Origin of the sequence: Bradyrhizobium sp. HKCCYLS3070, assembly GCF_051167575.1 — a bacterium.
Taxonomy (GTDB): Bacteria; Pseudomonadota; Alphaproteobacteria; order Rhizobiales; family Xanthobacteraceae; genus Bradyrhizobium.
This window is the reverse complement of the sequence record NZ_JBNPTI010000001.1, coordinates 1,783,480-1,804,368: the sequence shown is the minus strand read 5'-3', so window position 1 is coordinate 1,804,368 and position 20,889 is coordinate 1,783,480. Positions and strand designations below refer to the sequence as shown.

General features: G+C 65.1%; 22 protein-coding genes. 12 read left to right on the top strand and 10 right to left on the bottom strand.

Features of this window, described 5'->3' with window-relative positions; translation table 11 throughout:
• Positions 1–25: 25 nt before the first annotated feature.
• Positions 26–934: an amino acid ABC transporter substrate-binding protein gene (locus tag ACQR03_RS08375; RefSeq protein WP_315750858.1), complete on the bottom strand. Its 909-nt coding sequence runs from the start codon at positions 932–934 to the stop codon at positions 26–28.
• Positions 935–1,106: 172 nt separating this feature from the next.
• Positions 1,107–2,006, bottom strand: a complete 900-nt coding sequence (locus ACQR03_RS08370; RefSeq protein ID WP_315711504.1) for a LysR family transcriptional regulator — start codon at positions 2,004–2,006, stop codon at positions 1,107–1,109.
• 130 nt (positions 2,007–2,136) lie between these two features.
• Here ACQR03_RS08370 and ACQR03_RS08365 point away from each other — a divergent pair, with 130 nt between their 5' ends.
• Positions 2,137–2,769, top strand: a complete 633-nt coding sequence (locus tag ACQR03_RS08365; protein WP_315750859.1) for an RraA family protein — start codon at positions 2,137–2,139, stop codon at positions 2,767–2,769.
• Positions 2,770–2,880: 111 nt separating this feature from the next.
• Here the strand turns inward: ACQR03_RS08365 and ACQR03_RS08360 are convergent, their stop codons facing one another.
• Positions 2,881–3,219 carry a hypothetical protein gene (locus ACQR03_RS08360; RefSeq protein WP_315750861.1) on the bottom strand — a complete coding sequence of 113 codons (339 nt, stop codon included), beginning with the start codon at positions 3,217–3,219 and terminating at the stop codon, positions 2,881–2,883.
• Positions 3,220–3,459: 240 nt separating this feature from the next.
• Here ACQR03_RS08360 and ACQR03_RS08355 point away from each other — a divergent pair, with 240 nt between their 5' ends.
• Positions 3,460–3,732 (top strand): hypothetical protein, encoded by a 273-nt coding sequence (locus ACQR03_RS08355; protein WP_315750862.1) that lies wholly within the window; start codon positions 3,460–3,462, stop codon positions 3,730–3,732.
• 330 nt (positions 3,733–4,062) lie between these two features.
• On the opposite strand, the gene ACQR03_RS08350 is transcribed toward ACQR03_RS08355, so the two are convergent.
• The 3 genes from ACQR03_RS08350 to ACQR03_RS08340 all read right to left on the bottom strand — a co-directional run bounded on the left by ACQR03_RS08350 (position 4,063) and on the right by ACQR03_RS08340 (position 7,217).
• Positions 4,063–5,346, bottom strand: coding sequence for an O-acetylhomoserine aminocarboxypropyltransferase (locus ACQR03_RS08350; RefSeq protein WP_315750864.1), 1,284 nt, complete (start codon positions 5,344–5,346; stop codon positions 4,063–4,065).
• A gap of 225 nt (positions 5,347–5,571) precedes the next feature.
• A complete protein-coding gene (locus ACQR03_RS08345) occupies positions 5,572–6,156 on the bottom strand; it encodes a CoA-binding protein (RefSeq protein ID WP_315750866.1) in 585 nt (194 codons plus the stop codon).
• 239 nt (positions 6,157–6,395) lie between these two features.
• Positions 6,396–7,217: an enoyl-CoA hydratase gene (locus ACQR03_RS08340; RefSeq protein ID WP_315750868.1), complete on the bottom strand. Its 822-nt coding sequence runs from the start codon at positions 7,215–7,217 to the stop codon at positions 6,396–6,398.
• 70 nt (positions 7,218–7,287) lie between these two features.
• Between ACQR03_RS08340 and ACQR03_RS08335 the strand changes: the two genes are divergently transcribed.
• From ACQR03_RS08335 to rpsI, 3 genes are all read left to right on the top strand, one after another.
• A complete protein-coding gene (locus tag ACQR03_RS08335; RefSeq protein WP_315750870.1) occupies positions 7,288–7,716 on the top strand; it encodes a PaaI family thioesterase in 429 nt (142 codons plus the stop codon).
• Between the two features lie 158 nt (positions 7,717–7,874).
• Positions 7,875–8,339 (top strand): 50S ribosomal protein L13, encoded by a 465-nt coding sequence (rplM, locus tag ACQR03_RS08330; RefSeq protein ID WP_315711511.1) that lies wholly within the window; start codon positions 7,875–7,877, stop codon positions 8,337–8,339.
• 1 nt (position 8,340) lies between these two features.
• On the top strand, positions 8,341–8,823 hold the full coding sequence (rpsI, locus tag ACQR03_RS08325; RefSeq protein ID WP_172109671.1) for a 30S ribosomal protein S9: 483 nt from the start codon (positions 8,341–8,343) through the stop codon (positions 8,821–8,823).
• A gap of 96 nt (positions 8,824–8,919) precedes the next feature.
• On the opposite strand, the gene ACQR03_RS08320 is transcribed toward rpsI, so the two are convergent.
• A complete protein-coding gene (locus ACQR03_RS08320) occupies positions 8,920–11,019 on the bottom strand; it encodes a LamG-like jellyroll fold domain-containing protein (protein WP_434841185.1) in 2,100 nt (699 codons plus the stop codon).
• 389 nt (positions 11,020–11,408) lie between these two features.
• Here ACQR03_RS08320 and ACQR03_RS08315 point away from each other — a divergent pair, with 389 nt between their 5' ends.
• From ACQR03_RS08315 to ACQR03_RS08300, 4 genes are all read left to right on the top strand, one after another.
• Entirely contained in the window at positions 11,409–12,632 is a 1,224-nt protein-coding gene (locus ACQR03_RS08315) for a GGDEF domain-containing protein (RefSeq protein ID WP_315711515.1), read from the top strand.
• A 68-nt stretch (positions 12,633–12,700) separates the two neighbouring features.
• The gene (locus tag ACQR03_RS08310) at positions 12,701–13,003 is read left to right on the top strand and encodes an antibiotic biosynthesis monooxygenase family protein (RefSeq protein WP_315711517.1); all 303 of its coding nucleotides are present in this window, start codon (positions 12,701–12,703) and stop codon (positions 13,001–13,003) included.
• A gap of 37 nt (positions 13,004–13,040) precedes the next feature.
• Positions 13,041–13,589 (top strand): HD domain-containing protein, encoded by a 549-nt coding sequence (locus ACQR03_RS08305; RefSeq protein ID WP_434841184.1) that lies wholly within the window; start codon positions 13,041–13,043, stop codon positions 13,587–13,589.
• A 161-nt stretch (positions 13,590–13,750) separates the two neighbouring features.
• Positions 13,751–14,920: a M20 aminoacylase family protein gene (locus ACQR03_RS08300; protein WP_434841183.1), complete on the top strand. Its 1,170-nt coding sequence runs from the start codon at positions 13,751–13,753 to the stop codon at positions 14,918–14,920.
• 18 nt (positions 14,921–14,938) lie between these two features.
• On the opposite strand, the gene ACQR03_RS08295 is transcribed toward ACQR03_RS08300, so the two are convergent.
• Positions 14,939–16,087, bottom strand: coding sequence for an AI-2E family transporter (locus ACQR03_RS08295; RefSeq protein ID WP_315711522.1), 1,149 nt, complete (start codon positions 16,085–16,087; stop codon positions 14,939–14,941).
• Between the two features lie 235 nt (positions 16,088–16,322).
• Between ACQR03_RS08295 and ACQR03_RS08290 the strand changes: the two genes are divergently transcribed.
• The 3 genes from ACQR03_RS08290 to ACQR03_RS08280 all read left to right on the top strand — a co-directional run bounded on the left by ACQR03_RS08290 (position 16,323) and on the right by ACQR03_RS08280 (position 18,418).
• Positions 16,323–17,093, top strand: coding sequence for a gamma-glutamyl-gamma-aminobutyrate hydrolase family protein (locus ACQR03_RS08290; protein WP_434841182.1), 771 nt, complete (start codon positions 16,323–16,325; stop codon positions 17,091–17,093).
• Between the two features lie 82 nt (positions 17,094–17,175).
• Positions 17,176–17,784, top strand: coding sequence for a hypothetical protein (locus ACQR03_RS08285; RefSeq protein ID WP_434841181.1), 609 nt, complete (start codon positions 17,176–17,178; stop codon positions 17,782–17,784).
• 58 nt (positions 17,785–17,842) lie between these two features.
• Entirely contained in the window at positions 17,843–18,418 is a 576-nt protein-coding gene (locus ACQR03_RS08280) for a hypothetical protein (protein WP_434841214.1), read from the top strand.
• A 427-nt stretch (positions 18,419–18,845) separates the two neighbouring features.
• On the opposite strand, the gene ACQR03_RS08275 is transcribed toward ACQR03_RS08280, so the two are convergent.
• Positions 18,846–19,238 (bottom strand): COG4315 family predicted lipoprotein, encoded by a 393-nt coding sequence (locus ACQR03_RS08275; RefSeq protein ID WP_316194896.1) that lies wholly within the window; start codon positions 19,236–19,238, stop codon positions 18,846–18,848.
• Positions 19,239–19,456: 218 nt separating this feature from the next.
• Positions 19,457–20,866, bottom strand: coding sequence for a type I glutamate--ammonia ligase (gene glnA / locus ACQR03_RS08270; protein ID WP_006611030.1), 1,410 nt, complete (start codon positions 20,864–20,866; stop codon positions 19,457–19,459).
• Between the last annotated feature and the right edge of the window lie 23 nt (positions 20,867–20,889).

The following is a 20,889-nucleotide window of genomic DNA, read 5'->3' as shown; positions in this document are numbered from 1 at the left end:
GCCGTTGGCACGGATATCGCGAGCTTCAATCGGGCGCATACGCGTCCGGGTCGGGACTGCTGCTGGGCGACTTGAACGCCGCGCGTAAAGCGGCGGGCATCTGGTAGTTGAAGTTGATCCCGGTCGGCGGCACGGGTGACTCGAACCATTTCTTGTAGAGCGCGTCGATGGCGGGGCTCTGATAGAGCTCGGCGGTGACGCGATCGGCGATGGCCTTGAACGGCGCATCGTCCTTGCGCAGCATGATACCGAAAGGTTCGGGCTTGGAGAATGCGTCGTTGCTGATCATGTACGCCGCCGGGTCCTTCGACCGCGCGATGGCGACCGCGAGCTGGACGTCATCGAGCACATAGGCCTGCGCCCGGTCGGTCTCCAGCATCAGGAACGCCTCGGCCTGGTCCTTGGCCGGAACGATGTTGATGCCGAGCTTGCGTTCGACATTGACCTTGTTCAGCTGGGCGATGTTGGTCGATCCGGCGATCGCGACGGCCGTCTTTCCCCTGAGGTCGTCGATCGTCTGGAGCGAGAGCGATTTCTTGGCCGCATAGCGTGTGGCGCTGAGAAAGTGCGTATTGGCAAAGGCCACGAGCTTCTGACGTTCGGCGTTGTTGGTGGTGGAGGCGCACAGGAGGTCGATCGTGCCGTTCGTCATCAGCGGGATGCGATTGGAGGACGTCACCGGAACGGTTTCGATCGTGAGGTCAGGAAGCCCCAGCTCCTTTTTGACCGCATCCGCGATCCGGCCGCAGATGTCGAGCGCGTAGCCCACCGGCTTCTGGTTGCCGTCGAGATAGCTGAACGGCACCGACGATTCCTGGAAGCCGATCGATATCCTGTTCGTCTCCTTGATCTTCTGGAGCGTGCCGGTCAGTTCCTCGGCGCCGGCGGCGTTTGCAGCGAGCGCTGCCGTCAGCAGAAGTCCCCAAATGCGCATCAAAGCCTCTCCTCGCAGCAATCCTCTTCGCGCGTGCAGCGTTGCACGCGCAGCGACGATGCAGCCTCGCTGCGTCCAGCCTGGATGAAAAGGGATAAAACCGCCTTCTTTCTCATTCCTGGAGGTGATGGATCACCGCGCCGGGCGTCGTCGCCGGGTTCACCTGCCCGGTCTAACCTTCGAGTTGACGGCCGAAATCGCAGGTCTGGCGCGCCAGCTCCGCTACGGCGGCCGCGAAGGCCGAGGGTCTGTCGTTGCGATACATGGCCGCATAGGGCACGGCCGGCAGCGTCGGCTTGACGGGCAGGATGACCAGCTTCTTCTGCTCGAAGAGAGGACGAAAACAGCGTTGCGGAAGATAGCTGATGCCGAGGCCGGCCACGGCGAGCCCGACCAGCGCGGTCAGATTGTCGACCGAGATGGCGCGCTTGAACGAGACGCCGTTGGCCGCGAGCCATTTGTTGACGAAGAGGCCGGAGCCCGAGCGACGGCCCTGCATCAGAATCGTATGATGACCAAGCTCGTCGAAATCGAGGCTCCGGCGCGCTCTGACCAGGCCGGGGCGCGCCGTCCACACGTTCTGCACTTCGGCAAGCCGCACCGACGTCACCTCCGGGTCGGAGAAGACGTCCGGGATGACGACGAGATCGAGGCTGCCCTCGATCAGCCGATCGTAGAGGCTTCGGGAGGTTTCGACTTCAGGCTCGATCATCACCGCCGGATGGGCTTCGCGAATCGCCGAAACCAGACGCGGCAGCCATGTCAGCGCTGACAGCTCCGTCGCCCCAAGCCGCAGGCGGCGGGCCGGTGACTGCCGGCCGTCCTTCAACTCCAGGATCTGGTCCTGCAACGCCAACATCTGTCGGCCAAGAGCAAGAATCTGCTCGCCACGTTCGGTCAGACGAGCCCCGCGCTGGCTGCGATCAAACAGCGGAACGCGCGCGGAGGCCTCCAGCTCCTGGATGCGCTTCGAGATCGCCGATTGCGTCGTGTTCAGCTTGGCCGCGGCGCGTTCGAACGTGCCAAGCTCCGCGATCCAGTTCAAAGCTTCCAGCTGCTTCAGGGTGACCATTTTTCGCATTCAAAAAAGAGATGGATTGATATCTCCATTTATCGGTTTTCTGAATTCAAGACGAGTCCTACACCGCCGAGGCGGGTCGCTATCGGGCGACGCTCTGGACTGTGCAAGACGGGGAGCGAGAATGGGTGAGGGACAAGCGCAGCCTGGTGCGCCGATCGATGCGGCGGTCGTCGCCGCGTTCAAGAGCGTTTCCACGGCCGTGATCAGTGACAACCTTCAGCGGTTGCCTGGTGCAGCCAGTCTACGGCCATTCTATACGGGCTCGCCGATGGCCGGGATCGCGCTGACCGTGAATACGGCGCCGGGGGATAATCTCTTCATTCATCGCGCGCTCGATCTCATCACGCCCGGCGACGTCCTCGTCGTCAATGGCGGCGGCGACGAGACGCGGGCATTGGTCGGCGAGATCATCGCCGCCATCGCGAGGGAACGCGGCGCGGCCGGGATCGTCGTCGACGGCGCGATCAGGGATTCCGGCGTGCTGATGAAGTCCGACTTCCCCGTGTTCGCGCGTGCGGTCAATCACCGTGGCCCCTACAAGAACGGTCCGGGTGCGATCAACGTGCCGGTGTCGATTGGCGGCATGATCGTCACGCCAGGCGATATCGTGGTTGCCGACGCCGACGGAGTGGTCGCTTTCGCGCCGGCGATCGCACCCGAACTGCTCGCCTCCGCCCGCGCGCAGGAGCAGCGTGAAGCCGAAATCCTGGCGAGCATCCGCGCGGGGCGCTATGGCGGTGCCTACGCAAAATAGGCGTCTATTGCGGTCATCCGTACGAGCCTTGGCGGTATGCGGGACCTCGTCCTCGTCGTCCCGGATGTCGCTTCGCTCATCCGGGCTACTTACATGCCAACGGCACCCCGCTCAGCAATACCCATACACGCCACACGCGTAGGGCAGGCGGAACATATAGTTGGTATAGCCTTCGCCGCCGTAATAGGGACCCTGGTAGTCGTAGGAGAAGGCGCGGCCGTAATAGCCGGGCAGCTCCTGGCGGCCGAACAGCAGCGGCGTCGAGGGCCACATCGGGGAGATCAGCGAGTCCTGGTCCCTGACGACGACGACCGTCGGCGGCGGCGCTCTCACGGCGCGGCGGGCCTTGGTGTGCACGATCTTGTCGTGGACGGCCGGCAGGTCGGCCGCGAGCACGACGCCGTTCGCCGCGATGGCCGCCAGCAGCATCATGATCACCAACGTTCGCATCCTGCTCTCCTCGACTTCTGCTCGGGTGGCGTCGGCGCTTCGCGATACATCCACCGCTGCTTTCACGCGGGTCCGGAAGGCGATTCCACGGGCGGCAGGATGAGCCGGGTATGGTTAACGAAATCCTTCCGGCATCCGACAGTTGGCTGCAATCATCCGTAGAAGGACGGGCATTTTCAGCTTTTGTTAAGTTCTGCGGGTGCAAGCTTACTGCTGCCGGCGATTTTGAAGGTCGGCCGAATGCAGCCCGGCCGCTGCGTCCGGGCGCGAAAATCTCTGCTGCATTTCATCAGAGTCTCAGACCAGAAGGTTTCGAGCATGTCGGTGATCATGTTTTCGGCGTCGGCGCGCCAAAATCTCAAATCACGGACCGGCTCAGTCAACGCTGAACTCGCTGCCATCGACGAGGGCGCCGCCGGCCTGCAGGCGCTGTCGGCGAGCCGGCTGATCGCGGCCTCCGCGCTGCCTCTGGCCGGCCAGATGCACGCGCGCCTGTTGCAGCTGATGGGATGATCACCTGGAGTTAACGAGGGCGCGGTCCGAGAAGCCGGCAACGGCCCGGCCGTGGGACGAAGGAGAGCGCGGAAGCCCAAGGGGGCCGCCCGCGCTCTCTTTGTTTTCGGGGCCGCTTGCTGCCTCAGCTGTCAGTTGTTCGTCATGCGCGGGCTTTTCCCGCCTGCGGGGCCGAAGCCCCTTCGGCGCGGCGACGGCCCGCGCATCCACGTCGTCATTGCCGAGGCAAAGACATGAATGGCCGGGACAAGCCCGGCCATGACGTGGTGAGAGATGCGCTCGTCATGCCGCATGTCGACGCGCGGCGCGATCCGTGGAGCGAAACGCGCCTTACGCGCTCAGCGCCTGCTCCAGGTCGGCGATCAGGTCTTCCTTGTCCTCGATGCCGACGGAGATGCGGACGATGTCGGGGCCGGCGCCGGCCTTGATCTTCGCCGCGTCGTCGAGCTGGCTGTGCGTGGTCGAGGCCGGGTGGATCACCAGCGAGCGGGTGTCGCCGACATTGGCGAGATGCGAGAACAGCTTCAGGTTCGACACCAGCTTGACGCCGGCGTCGTAGCCGCCCTTGAGCGAAAAGGTGAACACGGCACCAGCGCCCTTCGGGCAGTATTTGCGCGCCAACGTGTAATACTTGTCCTCGGGCAGGCCGGCGTAGTTCACCGAGGCCACGCCGGGATGCTTGCTGAGATATTCGGCGACCGCCTTGGCGTTGTCGCAGTGCTTCTGCATGCGCAGCGGCAGGGTCTCGATGCCGGTCAGGATCATGAAGGCGTTGAATGGCGACAACGCCGGTCCGAGATCACGCAAGCCCAGCACGCGGCAGGCGATGGCGAAGGCGAAATTGCCGAACGTCTCGTGGAGCCGGATGCCGTGATATTCCGGACGCGGCTGCGTCAGCATCGGGTATTTGTCGCCGCTGCCGGCCCAGTCGAAGGTGCCGGCGTCGACGATGACGCCGCCGATCGAGTTGCCGTGGCCGCCCAAGAACTTGGTCAGCGAGTGCAGGACGATGTCGGCGCCGTGATCGATCGGGCGGATCAGATAGGGCGAGGCCAAGGTGTTGTCGACGATCAGCGGCACGCCCGCCTTGCGCGCCACCTGCGCGACCGCCTCGATGTCGGTGATGGTGCCGCCGGGATTGGCGATCGACTCGATGAATACAGCCTTGGTGCGTGGGCTCACCGCCGCCTCGAAGCTCGCGACGTCATCGGTGTCGGCCCACACCACGTTCCAGCCAAAGCTCTTGAACGAATGCGTGAACTGGTTGATCGAGCCGCCATAGAGTTTTCGCGCGGCGATGAACTCGTCGCCGGGGGACAGCAACTGCTGCAGCGCCACGACCTGCGCGGCATGGCCCGAGGCAACGGCAAGCGCGGCGGTGCCGCCCTCGAGCGCGGCGACGCGCTCCTCCAGCACGGCGTTGGTCGGGTTGCCGATGCGGGTGTAGATGTTGCCGAATGCCTGCAGCCCGAACAGCGAGGCGGCGTGGTCGGCATCGTTGAACACGAACGACGTGGTCTGGTAGATCGGCGTCGCCCGCGCGCCGGTGGTCGGGTCGGGCTGGGCGCCGGCGTGAATGGCAAGGGTGGCAAATCCCGGGGGACGTTCGGTCATGGTGTTTCCTCTTGGCTTGATCCGTTGCGCGCCGGCGCCGGCTGGCGCAGGGATCGATGATGGGAGACGGTGTCGATAGCGCGCATCGTGCGCCTCCGCGTCATCCCGGCGGAGGACATTTGCCAGCGGCCAGGATGGCGTCAAGGCTGCCGGCGCCGATCGCTCCGATTTGAAATGCGCTGCTGTGTCGCGCCGTCGTCGCGACACGTTCCTTTCGCAGATGCGTCAGGCGGGATCGCTTCTGTTCTTCGCGGCGCGGTCGGCCGCGGCCGTCGTGCCGCCGCCGACGCTGGTGCGGTTCAGCGACAGCCGCATGCCTTGGGTCGGGATCGGCGCGCGCTTGGCGCTGATGGTGCGCGAGTTGACGCCCATCCAGGAGATCTCCGACGACAGCCGGCCATATTCGATCTTGGGGCAGCGGTTCATCACGACCTTCAGTCCAGCGGCCTCGGCCTTTTCGGCCGCCGCATCGTCACGCGCGCCGAGCTGCATCCAGATCACCTTCGGCAAAGGTGAGAGCTTCAGCGCCTCGTCGACGACGGGCATGATGTGCTGCGAGCTCCGGAAGATGTCGACCATGTCGAGCGGGCGGCCAATGTCGGCGAGCGAGGCGACGAAGGGGCGGCCCATCAGGCTCTTGCCGACATGGCCGGGGTTCACCGGGATCATGTCGTAGCCGCGCTGCACCAGATATTTGAAGGCGAAGAAGCTCGGCCGGATCTCCGACGGCGAGGCGCCGACCATCGCGATCACCTTCACGCCGTTGAGAATGCCGCGGATGTAGTCGTCGGGATAGGTGTCGTGATTCATGGCGGGACGCTTCTATTAGTTATTGTCATTCCGGGGCGTGCGCAGCACGAGCCCGGAATCCATACTCCCGATCGTGGTTATGGATTCCGGGCTCGCCCTCCGGGCGCCCCGGAATGACGAGCCAGTTTCAGTTTCTGTCATTGCGAGGAGCACTTGCGACGAAGCAATCCAGGGGCTCGAGCGGGACTCTGGATTGCTTCGCTGCGCTCGCAATGACGAAGGAGAGAGCAGGGCGAGCTTCACTCGTCCCGCCAATTCGGCGTCCGCTTCTCGATGAAGGCGCCGATGCCTTCCTCGGCGTCGCGGGCGAGCATGTTCTGCGTCATCACCTCTGCCGCATAGCGATAGGCGTCGGCAAGGCTCATCTCGGCCTGGCGGTAGAATGCCTCCTTGCCGAGCTTGATCGTATAGGCCGATTTGCGCGCCACTTGTTGTGCCAGCGCAATCGCGGTGTCGCGTTCCGTGCCGGCCGTGACCACGCGGTTGACGAGGCCCAATTCGCGGGCGCGGACAGCGGGAACCGGCTCGCCGGTCAGCAGCATCTCCATCGCCTGCTTGCGGGGTACGTTGCGCGACAGCGCCACCATCGGCGTCGAGCAGAACAGGCCGATGTCGACGCCGGGCGTGGCGAACGAGGCGCGCTCGGAGGCGACGGCGAGATCGCAGCTCGCGACCAGTTGACAGCCGGCGGCGGTGGCGATGCCCTGCACGGACGCGACAACCGGCTTGGGCAGATGCACGATCGCCTGCATCATCGCGCTGCAGGCGTTCATCAGCCGGGCGAAGAAGGCGCGGCCGCGGTCGGCCTCGCTGCGATGCGCGGTGAGTTCCTTGAGGTCATGGCCGGCGCAGAACGCAGGGCCATTCGCTGCGATCACCACGGCGCGCACGGCCTTGTCGGCGCCGATCTCGGCCAGGGCCCGATGCAGCTCTGCGATCAGCGGCTCCGACAGGCTGTTGCGCTGTGCCGGGCGGTTGAGCGTGAGCACGGCGACGGGGCCCGCCATCTCGCGCAACAGAATCGGCGTATCGGCGGCGTCGGCGAGGGCAGGGACGGACATTGCGATTTCCATATGGGCGCATCGATGCAGCTAATGTAACAGATGAGCAACGACGAGAGCAGGGGGAGAGATGACGGCGAAGATGACCATCGCGGAGCTGGAAGCGTTCCTGCACGCGGAATTTCCCCAGGCGTTCCGCACCGGCGGTGACATTTCGATCGAGAGCGCCGACGGCAAGAGCTGCCGGATGCGCCAGCGCTTCAATGAGCGCATGTTGCGCCCCGGCGGCACCGTCTCCGGGCCGACATTGATGGCGCTGGCCGATTTCGCGATGTACGTGGTGCTCTTGTCGGCGATCGGTCCGGTCGGTCTTGCGGTGACCACGAATCTCAACATCAACTTCCTGCGCAAGGGCGCGGCCGGCGCCGATGTGCTGGCGGAGGCGCGGCTGCTCAAGCTCGGCAAGCGGCTCGCGGTCGGCGAAGTCATGCTGCTGTCAGGGGAATCGCCCGATCCGATCGCCCATGTCACGGCGACCTATTCCATTCCGAATGCGTAGGGTTTTCGAGGGTATTATTGCACCATATTTGCAAGCTGCTGTTTTTGTTGCATTAATTTGACGCCGATGGCGTTGACGAATGCAGGCCGCTTCTCTAGAAGCTGCGACCAGTTCGGTGCGTCACCCGCGCCGCATTCTCCCTGTCACGGATATCTCTCATGAAAACCTTTTCGGCAAAGCCGGCCGAGGTCCAGAAGAAGTGGGTCGTGATCGACGCCAAGGGTCTGGTCGTCGGCCGTCTCGCCACGCTGGTCGCCATGCGGCTGCGCGGCAAGCACCTCCCGATCTACACGCCGCACGTCGACTGCGGCGACAACGTCATCATCGTCAATGCCGCGCACGCCGTGCTGACCGGCCGCAAGCGCGAGCAGAAGGTGTACTACAAGCACACCGGCTATGTCGGCCACGTCAAGGAGCGCACCGCGCGCCAGATCCTCGAGGGCCGCTTCCCCGAGCGCGTGATCGAGAAGGCCATCGAGCGCATGATCCCGCGCGGGCCGCTCGGCCGCGTGCAGATGGGCAATCTGCGTGTCTATGGCGGACCCGATCATCCGCACGAAGCGCAGAACCCCGAGAAGATCGACATCGCCAAGTTGAACCGCAAGAACACGAGGGCCGCATAAGATGGCCGAAAGCATCCAGTCTCTCGATCAGCTGTCGCAGCTCAAGGGGGCCGTCACGGCTCCCGACGCTCCGAAGTATGAGAAGAAGGTCGACAAGTTCGGCCGCGCCTATGCCACCGGCAAGCGCAAGGACGCGGTCGCCCGCGTCTGGATCAAGCCGGGCTCCGGCAAGGTCACCGTCAACACCCGCGACATCGAGGTCTACTTCGCCCGTCCGGTGCTTCGCATGATGATCGAGCAGCCGATGGTCGTCGCTGCCCGCAAGGGCCAGTACGACGTGATCTGCACGGTCGCCGGCGGCGGCCTGTCCGGCCAGGCCGGTGCGGTCCGTCACGGCCTGTCCAAGGCGCTGACGAATTTCGAGCCGGAGCTGCGCGGCGTCCTCAAGAAGGGCGGCTTCCTGACCCGCGACTCGCGCGTCGTCGAGCGTAAGAAGTACGGCAAGGCCAAGGCCCGCCGCTCCTTCCAGTTCTCGAAGCGCTGATCGCCTGGCTCCGGCTCCGTCCGGATCCATCAGCTTCAAATACGAACGGGCGCCCTCGCGGGCGCCCGTCTTGCTTTTGACGCAGGCTTGCGCGGGTCAGGCGCTGGCGCGGCGCGCGGTCAGCCATTGGCTCGGCGCCAGCGGTTTCGACACCACGCGGACCTCGCCGATGCTGCCGATGAAGCCGTCCGACGGCGCGCGGTCCCACCAGCCGCAGCCGAGTGCCCAGGGCTGCGACGCGGCCGTCGAGGCGATGCCGTTGCCGCCGATGACGCTGCGCACGACCGGCGCGCCCTCGATGTAGAGCACGGTCGAATTGTCGGCGGGATCGTTGACGATCGCGAGGTGATACCAGGTGTCGAGCATGATCTCGCCGGACCAGTCGGTCTGCGGCTGCCGGGTCGAACTCGACGGCACGATCTCCCACTGCACCTCGCGCAGGTTCGAGATCGCAAACAGGATCGGCGGCGATTCCGGATCGCCGCCGGCGTAGCCCGGCAGCCAGCCGCGGTTGCCGAAGCGGGTCAGGATGTTGCACCAGGCGTGGTCGGCGGCCTTCCAGTTCGGATCGATCTTGATGAAGGCTTCGACGGTGTAGCCGGATGCGAGCGTTGCCGCGTTGATCGGCGCGTTGGCCGCCGTCGTGAACCAGCTGAAGCGGCCGGCGCCCTGCTTGGTCGTGTTGAGGAACTGCACGCTGCCCGGCGCCGACGACAGGCGATGCTTGTCGGCTGTGAAGACGACGTCGGCGACCTGGGCGGCACCCGCCAGCGTGGCGCGCTGCATCGGGTTGGCGGCGGTGAGGTCCGACAGCGCGGTGCCGGCGGCCACGGCCTTGCCGATCGCCGACGACGTGATCCGCCAATGCGCAACGGTCTCGGCCACGAGCGGATAGTCCTGCTCGTTCGCGGGCGGCACCACCACCGGTTCGGGCGCCTCGGTGTAGTTGGCGTAGAGATCCTGCTTGAGGCGCGGCAGGATCGGCGTGCCGGCGAAGGCCGGCAGATGGCAGAAATTGGTGAAGCGTGAAAACCGCCGGCGGAAGTCGATGGGAATCGAGAACGCGTGATTGTCCTCGGACAGCCAGGCGCGGTCGAACTGCTTCAGGCTGTCCTTCGGCTTCTCGACCACCCAGGGCGAGAACGAGGCGACATCGATCTTGTTGGCCGTGAAGTCGAACTCGTACAGCCGCATCAGGCCGTTGCCGCCCTGATAGGCCATCTGATAGTCGACCACCATCTGGTGGACGGGGTTGTGGAAGTCGTTGATCTTCGTCAGCAGCGCGCCACCGTGATAGTGGCCGTTCAGGGTCATGAAGATCTGGTCGTTGCTGCGGATCAGCTTCTCCCACAGGTACTGGCCGTAGGCGACCTCGAGCGGGCTGACACCGTCATTGGCGATGTTCAGAAGCTGATGGTTGGCGAGAATCACCGGCAGCATCGGATGCCGCGCGATCATGCTGCGCGCCCAGGCGATGGCATCGTCCGAGGCGCGCCACGACAGCGACAGCACCATGAAGCTGACGCCGCAGGCGTGGAACACATGCGCCTCGTGCCAGCCGCTCGGATGGCGCTCCAGGAAGGTCCGCTGCTTCGCCGCGCGGCTGGTCGGAAACCATGAGAGATAGGGCTCGGATGAAGCGCGCTGCGCATCGGTGCCCGCGCTCTGGCTTGCCGCGCTCTCGAACTCCAGCGCCGACAGCACGTCGTGATTGCCGGCTAGCACCGAATAGGGCCGGCCGGCATTTTCCAGCAGCTTCATCGCGGCATCGGCGACCGCCCATTGCTGCGGATGCTTGGACTGGTCGACGACGTCGCCGAGGTGGATCGTGAACGGGATGTGGTACTTCGCGGCGTTGTCGACGATGAACTGCGTCTGCGCGGGGTAGGGCGTGCTGCCATATTGGCGCTGATAGGATTGGCCTTCTTCTGACGTCGCATAGCGCGAGTAGAACTGCGTATCGGGAAGGACGGCGAGCGCGAAGCTGGTCGTGACGTGACGATGGTGATGGTGCATGCGCCAATGCGCGTGTGCCGCCTGGCCGGGCAGCAGGCTGGCGCCGAGGCCGAGCGCCGAGACGCCCATGGCATTGCGCAGCAGGGTGCGGCGATCGACGCCCTGCGCCGGCTGCGGGTCGCGCGCCGGATGATCACCTGCGGCCGGCTTGTTGTTCGATGAATCGTCGTCGAAAGACATCCTTGTCCCCACCTCGAGCGGCGGTCGCGCCGCGGTCGGGACGTGTTAGGGAGAGATGATCTCAAATTTGAGAAGGTTTCTTATCGTTTCGATGAGTGTTCGCCGCAGGACGGGAAGCCATTGATTCCGCACGATGGGGCGCACAACTATCAATGAATGACGCTGTGCCGTGTACAATCAGGGCGGGCGGTCGCGCGGATTGCCCCGGCATTTTTGAATCCTGTTTGCAGATTTCTTGCGCAGCAATTTGCTGACGAGTTGTGCCGAGCTTTTCGAGAAAACTTGGTATCCCAGGCAAACCTCTTTCCAACAAACCGCCCGCTAGGTTGATCGCGATAAGGCCGCGCTAACCCTGAATTCCCGCGCCGCCGCAGCAAGCGAGGTGATCGATGGCGCTTGATAGCATGACGCTCGACATCGTAGCGACCATGGTCGCAGCGCTGCTTGGCGCTATGTTGCTCCACTTCGGCCGGCAGGAGAACACGCCGGCGCTGCGCTGGTGGGGCGCGGCCTACGTCCTCGGCGCGGTCGCGATCGCGCTGTGGACCTTGATCGGCGAGCTCTACGGCGAGGTGGTGTCGCTGTTCCTGAGCTCCATCGGCCTGATCGCCACCGCCATGGTGTGGAACGCCGCGCGCGTGTTCCACGGCAAGCCGGCGAGCGTGCCCGGGCTCGTACTAGGCGCGACGGTCTGGATCGCCAGCGGCATGCTGCTCGATGCGTCGGCGCAGGCGCTGCGGCTGACGATCGGCGCCGCGATCGTCGTGATCTACGCCATGCTGACCGCCGCCGAGCTGTGGCAGGAGCGGCGGCGGACCTTGCACAAGCGCTGGCCGGCGCTGATCGTGCCGGTGATGCATGGCTTCGTGCTGATGCTGCCGATCCTGCTCGGCAACATGCTGCGCGATTCCGACGGCGCCTTCGCCGCGGCCTGGGTCACGATCTTTTCGATCGAGCTCGTGCTCTATGCGGTCGGCACCGTGTTCGTGATCTTCATGCTGGTGTCCGAGCGCATCGTCAGCGCCCACAAGCGTGCGGCGACCACCGACCCGCTGACGGGCCTGCTCAACCGCCGCGGCTTTGCCGAGTCCTGCGCGCAGCTGATCGAGCGCGAGGCGCGCGAGCAGCGCCCGGTCAGCGTGCTGATCTTCGACATCGATCATTTCAAGTCGATCAACGACCGCTTCGGTCACGCCGAGGGCGACGAGGTCCTGAAGCTGTTCGCAAACGTCGTGGTCAACAATCTGCGCCTCACCGATCTCTCGGGCCGGATCGGCGGCGAGGAGTTCGCAGCACTTCTGCCCTGTTCCATCGAAGAGGCCATGGTCGCCGCCGAGCGTGTCCGCGAGGCGTTCGCAGCCTCCGGCGTGGTGTGCGAGGACAAGCCGGTCGATACCACCGTCAGCATCGGCGTTGCCGGCGGGCCGGGCGGGACCGATCTCGACGTGCTGCTCGCGGCCGCCGATACCGCGCTCTACAAGGCCAAGCGCTCCGGTCGCAACCGGGTCGAGGCCTCGGCGGAGCTGCCGCTGTCGCTCGACCGCTACCGCCGCCAGCGCGCTGCCGCGGCTGCCAGCCTGCCGCAGTCGGGAGAGGCGGTGTTGTCCAGCTGAGGTGCGGCTTTCGCTCTCCCGAGGTCTGGGCTAGACAAGCGGCCCACACCAGGGGAGGCCGACAGAACATGATCACGGAAATCGCCCAGATCGACGTCAAGCCGGGCACGGAGAAGGATTTCGAGGCCGCGGTCGCGAAAGCACGCGCCGCCTTCGGCCGCTCCAAGGGCTTTCACGGCTTCGAGCTGCACAAATCGATCGAGAAGCCGCAGCGCTACCGCCTGATGGTGAAGTGGGAAACGCTCGAGAACCACACGGTCGACTTCCGCGGCTCGGAGAACTTCACCGAATGGCGTGGCCTGGTCGGGCAGTATTTTGCCAATCCTCCGGATGTCGAGCACACCGAGACGGTGCTGACCTCGGCCGGCTGAGGCCGCGCGTCAGCGCTGCTCCGCCACGGAACACAACATGACGCATGACGATCTGGTCGAAGCCTACTCTGCCGGGGGACGGCACTACCACGATCTTCGCCACGTCCAGGATTGCCTGGACCAGCTCGATCGCGTCGCGGACCTCAGCGTCCGCGAGCGCGAGGTCCTGACGCTGGCGATCTGGTGGCACGACGCCGTGTATGATCCCACGCGGTCCGACAATGAGGAGCAGAGCGCCATCCTTGCCGAGCGTCACGTCGCGCCCGAGCTGCGCGACGAGGTCGGACGCCTGATCCGGCTGACCCGGACGCACGATGTCGCGCCCGACGATCGGCTTGGCGCGCTGCTCGTCTCGATCGATCTCGCCATTCTCGGCACCGACGAGGCCAGCTACGACGCCTATGCGGATGCGATCCGGCGCGAATATGCGCATGTGCCGGACGACGCCTACCGCGCCGGGCGCGCGGCGGTGCTGGAGCGGTTCGCGCGGCGCCCCGTCATCTATCCGGATGCGAGCTTTGCCGCTGCGCTCGACCAGAAGGCGCGGGCCAACCTCGCGCGCGAGCTGCGCGGCCTTCGATCATAAGCAGGATCAGCTCAGGCGTTTCGCGCGGCCGCGTCGCCGCGGCAATGCAGCCCGTGCAGCATTGCATGTGCTGATAGCGCTTGTCTTTTGCCGTGGCTCGACATGCAATGGGATGACATGCGCGTCGCCATGACGTGCTCCCCATTTTCTGGAACTCCGTCATGCCGATCATCAACCGCGCCGCCGAGCTGGCGGAAGACGCCAAGGTCTGGCGCCGCGATTTCCACCAGCATCCCGAGCTCCAATATGAGGTGCATCGGACGGCCGGGCGTGTCGCCGAGCTCTTGACCTCGTTCGGTGTCGACGAGGTCGTCACCGGCATCGGCCGGACCGGCGTCGTCGGCGTCATCCGCGGCCGCGAGTCGTCGCCGCGGGCGATCGGCCTGCGCGCCGACATGGACGCGCTGCCGCTGCAGGAGGTCAGCGACATCCCGCACAAATCCACCATTCCCGGCAAGATGCACGCCTGCGGCCATGACGGCCACACCGCCATGCTGCTGGGCGCGGCGCGCTATCTCGCCGAGACGCGCAACTTCGCCGGCACGGCCATCGTCATCTTCCAGCCGGCCGAGGAGGGTGGGGCCGGTGGCCGTGCGATGGTCGAGGATGGCCTGATGGAGCGCTTCGGCATCGAGGAGGTCTACGGCCTGCACAATGCGCCGGGCCTGCCGCTCGGAACGGTCGCGACGCGCACCGGCGCCGTGATGGCCGCGGCCGACACCTTCGAGGTGCGCCTGAAGGGCCTCGGCGGCCATGCCGCGCGGCCGAACAAATGCGTCGATCCGATCATCGCCGGCGCGCAGATCGTGACCGCGCTGCAGACGATCGTGGCGCGCAACGTCGATCCGGTCGAAAGCGCGGTGCTGTCGATCACGCGCTTTCACGCGGGGACGACCGCCGACAACATCATTCCGCAGACCGCTGTCATTGGCGGCACCGTGCGTACGCTCGATGAGGACATCCGCCGCTTGATGGACGAACGCTTCAAGGGCCTCGTAACGGCGCTCGCGAGCGGCATGGGCGTGGAGGCGGAGATCGACTACGAATGGGGCTATCCGGTCGTCATCAACCATGCAGAACAGACCGCGTTCGCGGCCGACGTGGCGCGCAGCGTCGTCGGGCCGGAACAGGTCATCACCGACATGCCGCCCCGGCTCGGCGGCGAGGACTTCGCCTACATGCTGCAGGCGCGGCCCGGCGCGTTCATCTTCATGGGCATCGGCGATGGGGCCGGCGTGCATCACCCGGAATATGATTTCAACGACGACGTGATTCCGCACGGCATCAGCTATTGGGCCAAGCTGGTCGAGACCGCGATGCCGGCCGGCTGAGCGGGCTCTGACCGGGCCTCAGATCGCGGCCGCGGCGTCCTCGGTGCGGCGGTCGCTCTTGAAATAGTCGATCATGACCTTGGCGATCGCCATCAGCGGCAGCGCCAGGGTCAGGCCCCAGACGCCGAACACGATGCCGAGCAGGATCTGGAACGCAAACAGCGTGGCCGGCGGGATGTCCAGCGCCTGGCGCTGGATCAGCGGCGTCAGCACGTAGCTCTCCATCGCGTGCACGCCGAGGAACAGCACGAAGGCGCTGACCGCTGCGACCCAGCCGGAGGCGAGGCTCGCCAGCACCACGATGACGCCGGCGATGATCGCGCCGACGGTCGGAATGAACGCCAGCAGGCCGGCCTGGATGCCCAGGATGAACGAGCTCTGCACGCCGATGATGGCGAGGCCGATCCAGGTGACGAGGAACACGGCGAACATCGTCGTGATCTGGGCGATCAGCCAGCGCTCCAGCGTGTAGCTGATGCGGTCCACGATCACGGTGGCCTGGTCTCGATACTTCGCCGGCGCCAGGAAAAGCAATCCGCTGCGGTAGACCGCCGGCTGGGCCGCGAAGGCCAATCCCAGGAACAACACGATGAAGAAGTTGCCGACGGCGCTGACGGTGCCGAGCAGCAGCTTGAAGGTCTGGCTGACGATGGCGCCGCCGGAGGAGGCCAGCGCGCTCGGCGAGGGCAGGCCGCCCGGCAGGCCATGGGACGGCGTCTGGGTCGGTGTGGTCGAGCCGCCATCAGGCGCGGCAGTGGCCGTGCTCGCGGCGTTGAAGTCGAAGAAGCTGGTGTCGATGCCGTTGCGGTCGAGGAAGCCCTTGATGTTGCCGAGCTGCGACTTGATCGTATCGCTCAGCACCTTGGCCTGGTCCGCGATGGTGGTGCCGCCGAGGAAGACGATGCCGACGAGCACGGCCGCGAGCGCCAGGCAGACGATGACGAGCCGCGCCGGATGCGGCCAGGGCAGGACGCGGCCGAGCAGGCTGGTCATCGCGTTGAGCGCGACGCCGAGCAGCATGCCCGCGAACAACAGGAAGATCGCAGCCGCGTAATACCAGGTGAAGGCCATGCCGGCCATGAACAGGGTTACCCCGATGCCGCCCACGGCAATGGCCCAGGCCAGGTCGCTGCGGGCCTGGAGGCGTGGGTCGGCGGGGGCGGTCATGAGGCATCCTCTGTGCTGATCGGCCCCCACACATTGGCGAAAACGGCTGGCGGATCAAGCGCAGGCTTGGGGAAGCGGGGCGCTGCAGGACGCTTGCGGGGGTGTCCGGAATTGGCATTGGGGACCCGCGTGGCCATATGTTGATCCTGCCGTGCGACGCGGGCATGATTTGTGCCTGCCACACTGGCGGACGCGGCCGCCAACGGCCACATAAGAGGGGAGAGAAACAAAAACAATGAAACGTCCGGTGGTCGGCGTGATCGGCAACAGCCATCGCGTCGAGAACAGGTTCACCGTGCAGATGGTGGGCGAGCGCAACCTGAGCGCCGTGGCCGAGGTCGCGGGCGCGCTGCCGCTGATGTTTGCCGGCGTTCCCGAGATCACCGACATCGCCGCGCTGCTCGATGTCGTTGATGGCGTGGTGCTGACCGGCGCCCGCGCCAATGTGCATCCGACCCGCTTCAATACCGAGCCGAGCCTCAAGCACGAGCCCTACGACGTCCACCGCGACGAGGTCGCGCTGCAGTTGTCGGAAGCCTGCGTCTCCAGAGGCATCCCGCTGTTTGGCATCTGCCGCGGCTTGCAGGAGATGAACGTCGCCTTCGGCGGCTCGCTGCATCCGGAGATTCGCGAAATTCCCGGCCGCATGAACCACCGCATGCCGAGGCTGGAGAACGGCGAGATCCATCCCGATCCCAACGTCGTGTTCGCCGATCGCCACGAGGTGCGGCTGACGCCGGGCGGTGCCTTCGCCAGCATCCTCGGCTGCGACAGCATCAAGGTCAATTCGCTGCATGGTCAGGGCATCCTGGAGCCGGGCGACCGCGTCGTGATCGAGGGCATCGCCGAGGACGGCACCATCGAGGCCATCCGCATCGCCGAGGCGCCATCCTTTGCGCTCGGCGTGCAATGGCATGCCGAATATGACCCGCAGAAGAACCCGATCAATCGCAAGCTGTTCGAGGCGTTCGGTGAGGCGGTGAGGAAGCGGCATCTGTCATCCTGACGTCGGGGCTGAACCGGGTTTCCAAAACGGCAGACGAAGCTGCAGAGACGGCTCATCGTGAGCTCGTCACAAGGAATCCGTGATGCGCCACGTCCTGACTGTCGCCATTGTGCTCCTCGCCGCTCCGGCCTTGGCCCAAGGCACGCCGCCGATGGAAGGCCCGATCACCTGCTCGTCGCCGGTCGCGGCCACCGATTCGGCAAACAGCCTCAAGCAGCGCTATGGCGACGAGGCCGTGGTTCAGGATCTGCCGGGCGCCGAGGGCGAGACCTACAAGGGCCTCGTGCTGTTTCCGCGGGCGATGGACCGGCGCATCGAGGTCGGCTTCATCGACGATAAGGTCGCGACGGTGTCCGGGCTCACCTTGCGCGATACGGCCAAGACGAGCCGCTGGAGCGTTGCAGGCATCACGATCGGTGCGAGCCTTGCCGCAGTCCAGAAGGCCAATGGCAAGCCGTTCGTCGTTTCAGGCTTCGGCTGGGACTATGGCGGCTTCGTCACCGACTTCAGGAACGGCACGCTGGGACGCATCTTGCCGGGCGGCTGCTCGGTCACCGTGCGCTTCGGCAGGGACAAGGACGCGCCGCGGGCGCTTTCGGGCGATGGTGTGAAGGTGTCGTCCGACAATCCGGCGCTGGTGAAATTCGCGCCCGTCGTCACCGAGATCGGCATCAATTTCGCCGCGAAGTGATGGCTTCATAGTCGCAGGACTGACCGGGATGAGCATGCGCCGAACGAGCTTGTTGTTGATGCTTCTGGCTGCGCCGGCATGGGCACAGACCGCGCCGCCTGCCGATGGGCCGATCACCTGCACCTCGCCGGTGTCGGTCACGGACTCCGCCAAGAGCCTGATGCAGCGCTACGGCCAGGAGGCGGTGACAGACGACCGGTTGTTCACCGGGGTGGAGGACATCACCTATCAAGGCGTCGTGCTGTCGCCAAAAGTGCCGGACTGGCGTATCGAGATCGGCTTTGCTGACGAGACGATGCGGCGGGTGTCACGTCTCACCTTGATCGACTCCAAGACGAGTCATTGGAACGTTGCCGGCGTGACGCTCGGCTCCACTTTGGCCGAGGTGCAGAAGATCAATGGCAGGCCGTTTCTGATCCGCGAGTTCTTCACCGATGGTGGCGGCTTCGTTGTCGACTGGAAAGGCGGCACGCTGAGCCGTCCTTTGCCGGGTGGATGCTCCGTCAGCGTTCGCTTCGGCAGTGACGACCACGAGGGAAATCCGATCGGTGATCGCATCGCATCCGACAAGGTGGAGTTGCGCAAATGGGGACCGGTGGTCGAGCAGATCGTGGTGGGCTTTCCCGAAAAATAGCGGCTGAGTTGCGCCGTCGGGCCTCATGGTTCGAGATAGCGCGCACTTCTGTCGGATGATCTCATTGACTCATGGGCGCGCGCCTCCTCACCATGAGGAGAAACCACGGCCTCGCGCGACCTCCATCTCCTCATCCTTAAGGAGCTTGGCGATAGCCGAGCGTCTCGAAGGACGAGTCCCGTTGGATCATCGCAGATGAGCAGCCACCAACAAAAGGCGCCCGGTGAAGGGCGCTGGGGGCAGGGGTGGTGCGGCAAGATCTCCATCAGGAAAGCTTGCCGCGTTTCTCGATAGCCACGACAACGCAGCGCTCGTCAATGGGCGCCGGTCGCAGGCGCGTCCGGCGGATTCTCCGAGAGCGGCCGTCTCCTACGGCCAAGCCCAATCCGTGCAGTTCGTCCCGCGCGTGGCGAGAGCGCGGCTGCGATCAGGGCTTTGCGAGATGCCAGGCGTTGTTCAGGAAGCCGTCGCCTGTGATGTCGCCGGGCTTCTGATCCTTGGCGAAGGTGTAGAGCGGCTTGCCCTTGTAAGCCCACTGCCTGGAGCCGTCGTCCCGGGTGATGATGGTGTAGTTGGCGTCGGCCTTGTCGCTGGCTTCGGCTTTCAGGACCGGCCAGTTGGTCGCGCAGGGACCGTTGCAGGCTGATTTGCCGTCGACGTCCTTGTCGAACGTGTAGAGCGTCATGCCCTTGTTGTCGGTGAGGATGTCACCCTTCGTGCTGCTGCCGCTCTTGGTTGGAGGCGCCGCGCTGGCGGACGAGATCGCCGCGAGTGAGATTGCGGCGGTCACGAAGAGGCGCGAGATCGAAAGCCTGGTCATTCGAAATCTCCCAATGCATGTGGATCACAGGGATAGAAACTCATTCCGGCCCGATCTATTCCTTGCGCCTGTCCCTATTCGTCATTGGGAGGAATGTCATACCGCCGTTCTGGCGCTCATGCCGGCCTTGGCCTTCGCAGCACGGCACTGCGACACCAATGAAAAGGGCGCCCCGTGAGGGGCGCCCTGGTGTCGTCATCCGCCGATCAATCGGGCTGTCAGCCCGAGTAGTACATGTCGAACTCGACCGGGTGCGGGGTCATTTCGAAGCGCTCGACCTCGGTCATCTTCAGCGCGATGTAGCTGTCGATGAAGTCGTCGTCGAACACGCCGCCGGCCTTCAGGAAGGCGCGGTCCTTGTCGAGGTTCTCGAGCGCCTCGCGCAAGCTGCCGCAGACGGTCGGGATCTGCTTCAGCTCTTCCTTCGGCAGGTCGTAGAGGTCCTTGTCCATCGCCGGGCCCGGATCGAGCTTGTTCTTCACGCCGTCGAGGCCGGCCATCAGCATCGCGGCAAAGCCGAGATAGGGATTGGCGAGCGGATCGGGGAAGCGGACCTCGACGCGCTTGGCCTTCGGCGACGAGGTGTAGGGGATGCGGCAGGACGCCGAGCGGTTGCGCGCGGAGTAGGCGAGCAGCACCGGCGCCTCATAGCCCGGGACCAGACGCTTGTAGGAGTTGGTCGACGGGTTGGTGAAGGCGTTGATGGCCTTGGCGTGCTTGATGATGCCGGCGATGTAGGACAGGCAGGTCTCCGACAGGTCGGAATACTTGTTGCCCGCGAACACCGGCTTGCCGTCCTTCCAGATCGACTGGTGGACGTGCATGCCCGAGCCGTTGTCGCCATAGACCGGCTTCGGCATGAAGGTGGCGGTCTTGCCGTAGATGTGGGCGACCTGATGGATGCAGTATTTGTAGATCTGCATCTGGTCGGCCATCAAGGTCAGCGTGTCGAACTTCATGCCGAGCTCGTGCTGGGCCGAGGCGACCTCGTGATGGTGCTTCTCGACCTTGACGCCCATGCGCGCCATGGCGCCGAGCATCTCCGAGCGCATGTCCTGCACCGAGTCCTGCGGCGGCACCGGGAAATAGCCCGCCTTGGTGCGGATGCGGTGGCCGAGATTGCCGCCCTCATATTCGGTGTCGGAGTTGGTCGGCAGCTCCGAGGAGTCCAGGCGGAAGCCGGTGTTGTACGGCGACGAGCTGTAGCGCACGTCGTCGAATACGAAGAACTCGGCTTCGGGGCCGACGAACACGGTGTCGCCCACGCCCATCGACTTCACCATCGCCTCGGCCTTCTTGGCGATGCCGCGGGGGTCGCGGTTGTACGGCTCGCCGGTGGTCGGCTCGAGCACGTCGCAGGTGATGATCATGGTGGTTTCGGCGAAGAACGGATCGATCGTCGCGGTCACCGGGTCGGGCATCAGGCACATGTCGGATTCATTGATCGCCTTCCAGCCGGCGATCGAGGAGCCGTCGAACATCGTGCCTTCGGCAAAAATGTCTTCGTCGATCATGCTGACGTCGAAGGTGACGTGCTGCCACTTGCCCCGCGGGTCGGTGAAGCGGAGGTCGACGTATTTGACGTCATTGTCCTTGATTGCTTTCAAGACGTCCTTGGCGGTCTTCATGAATACCCCTCTTGGCTTATAAC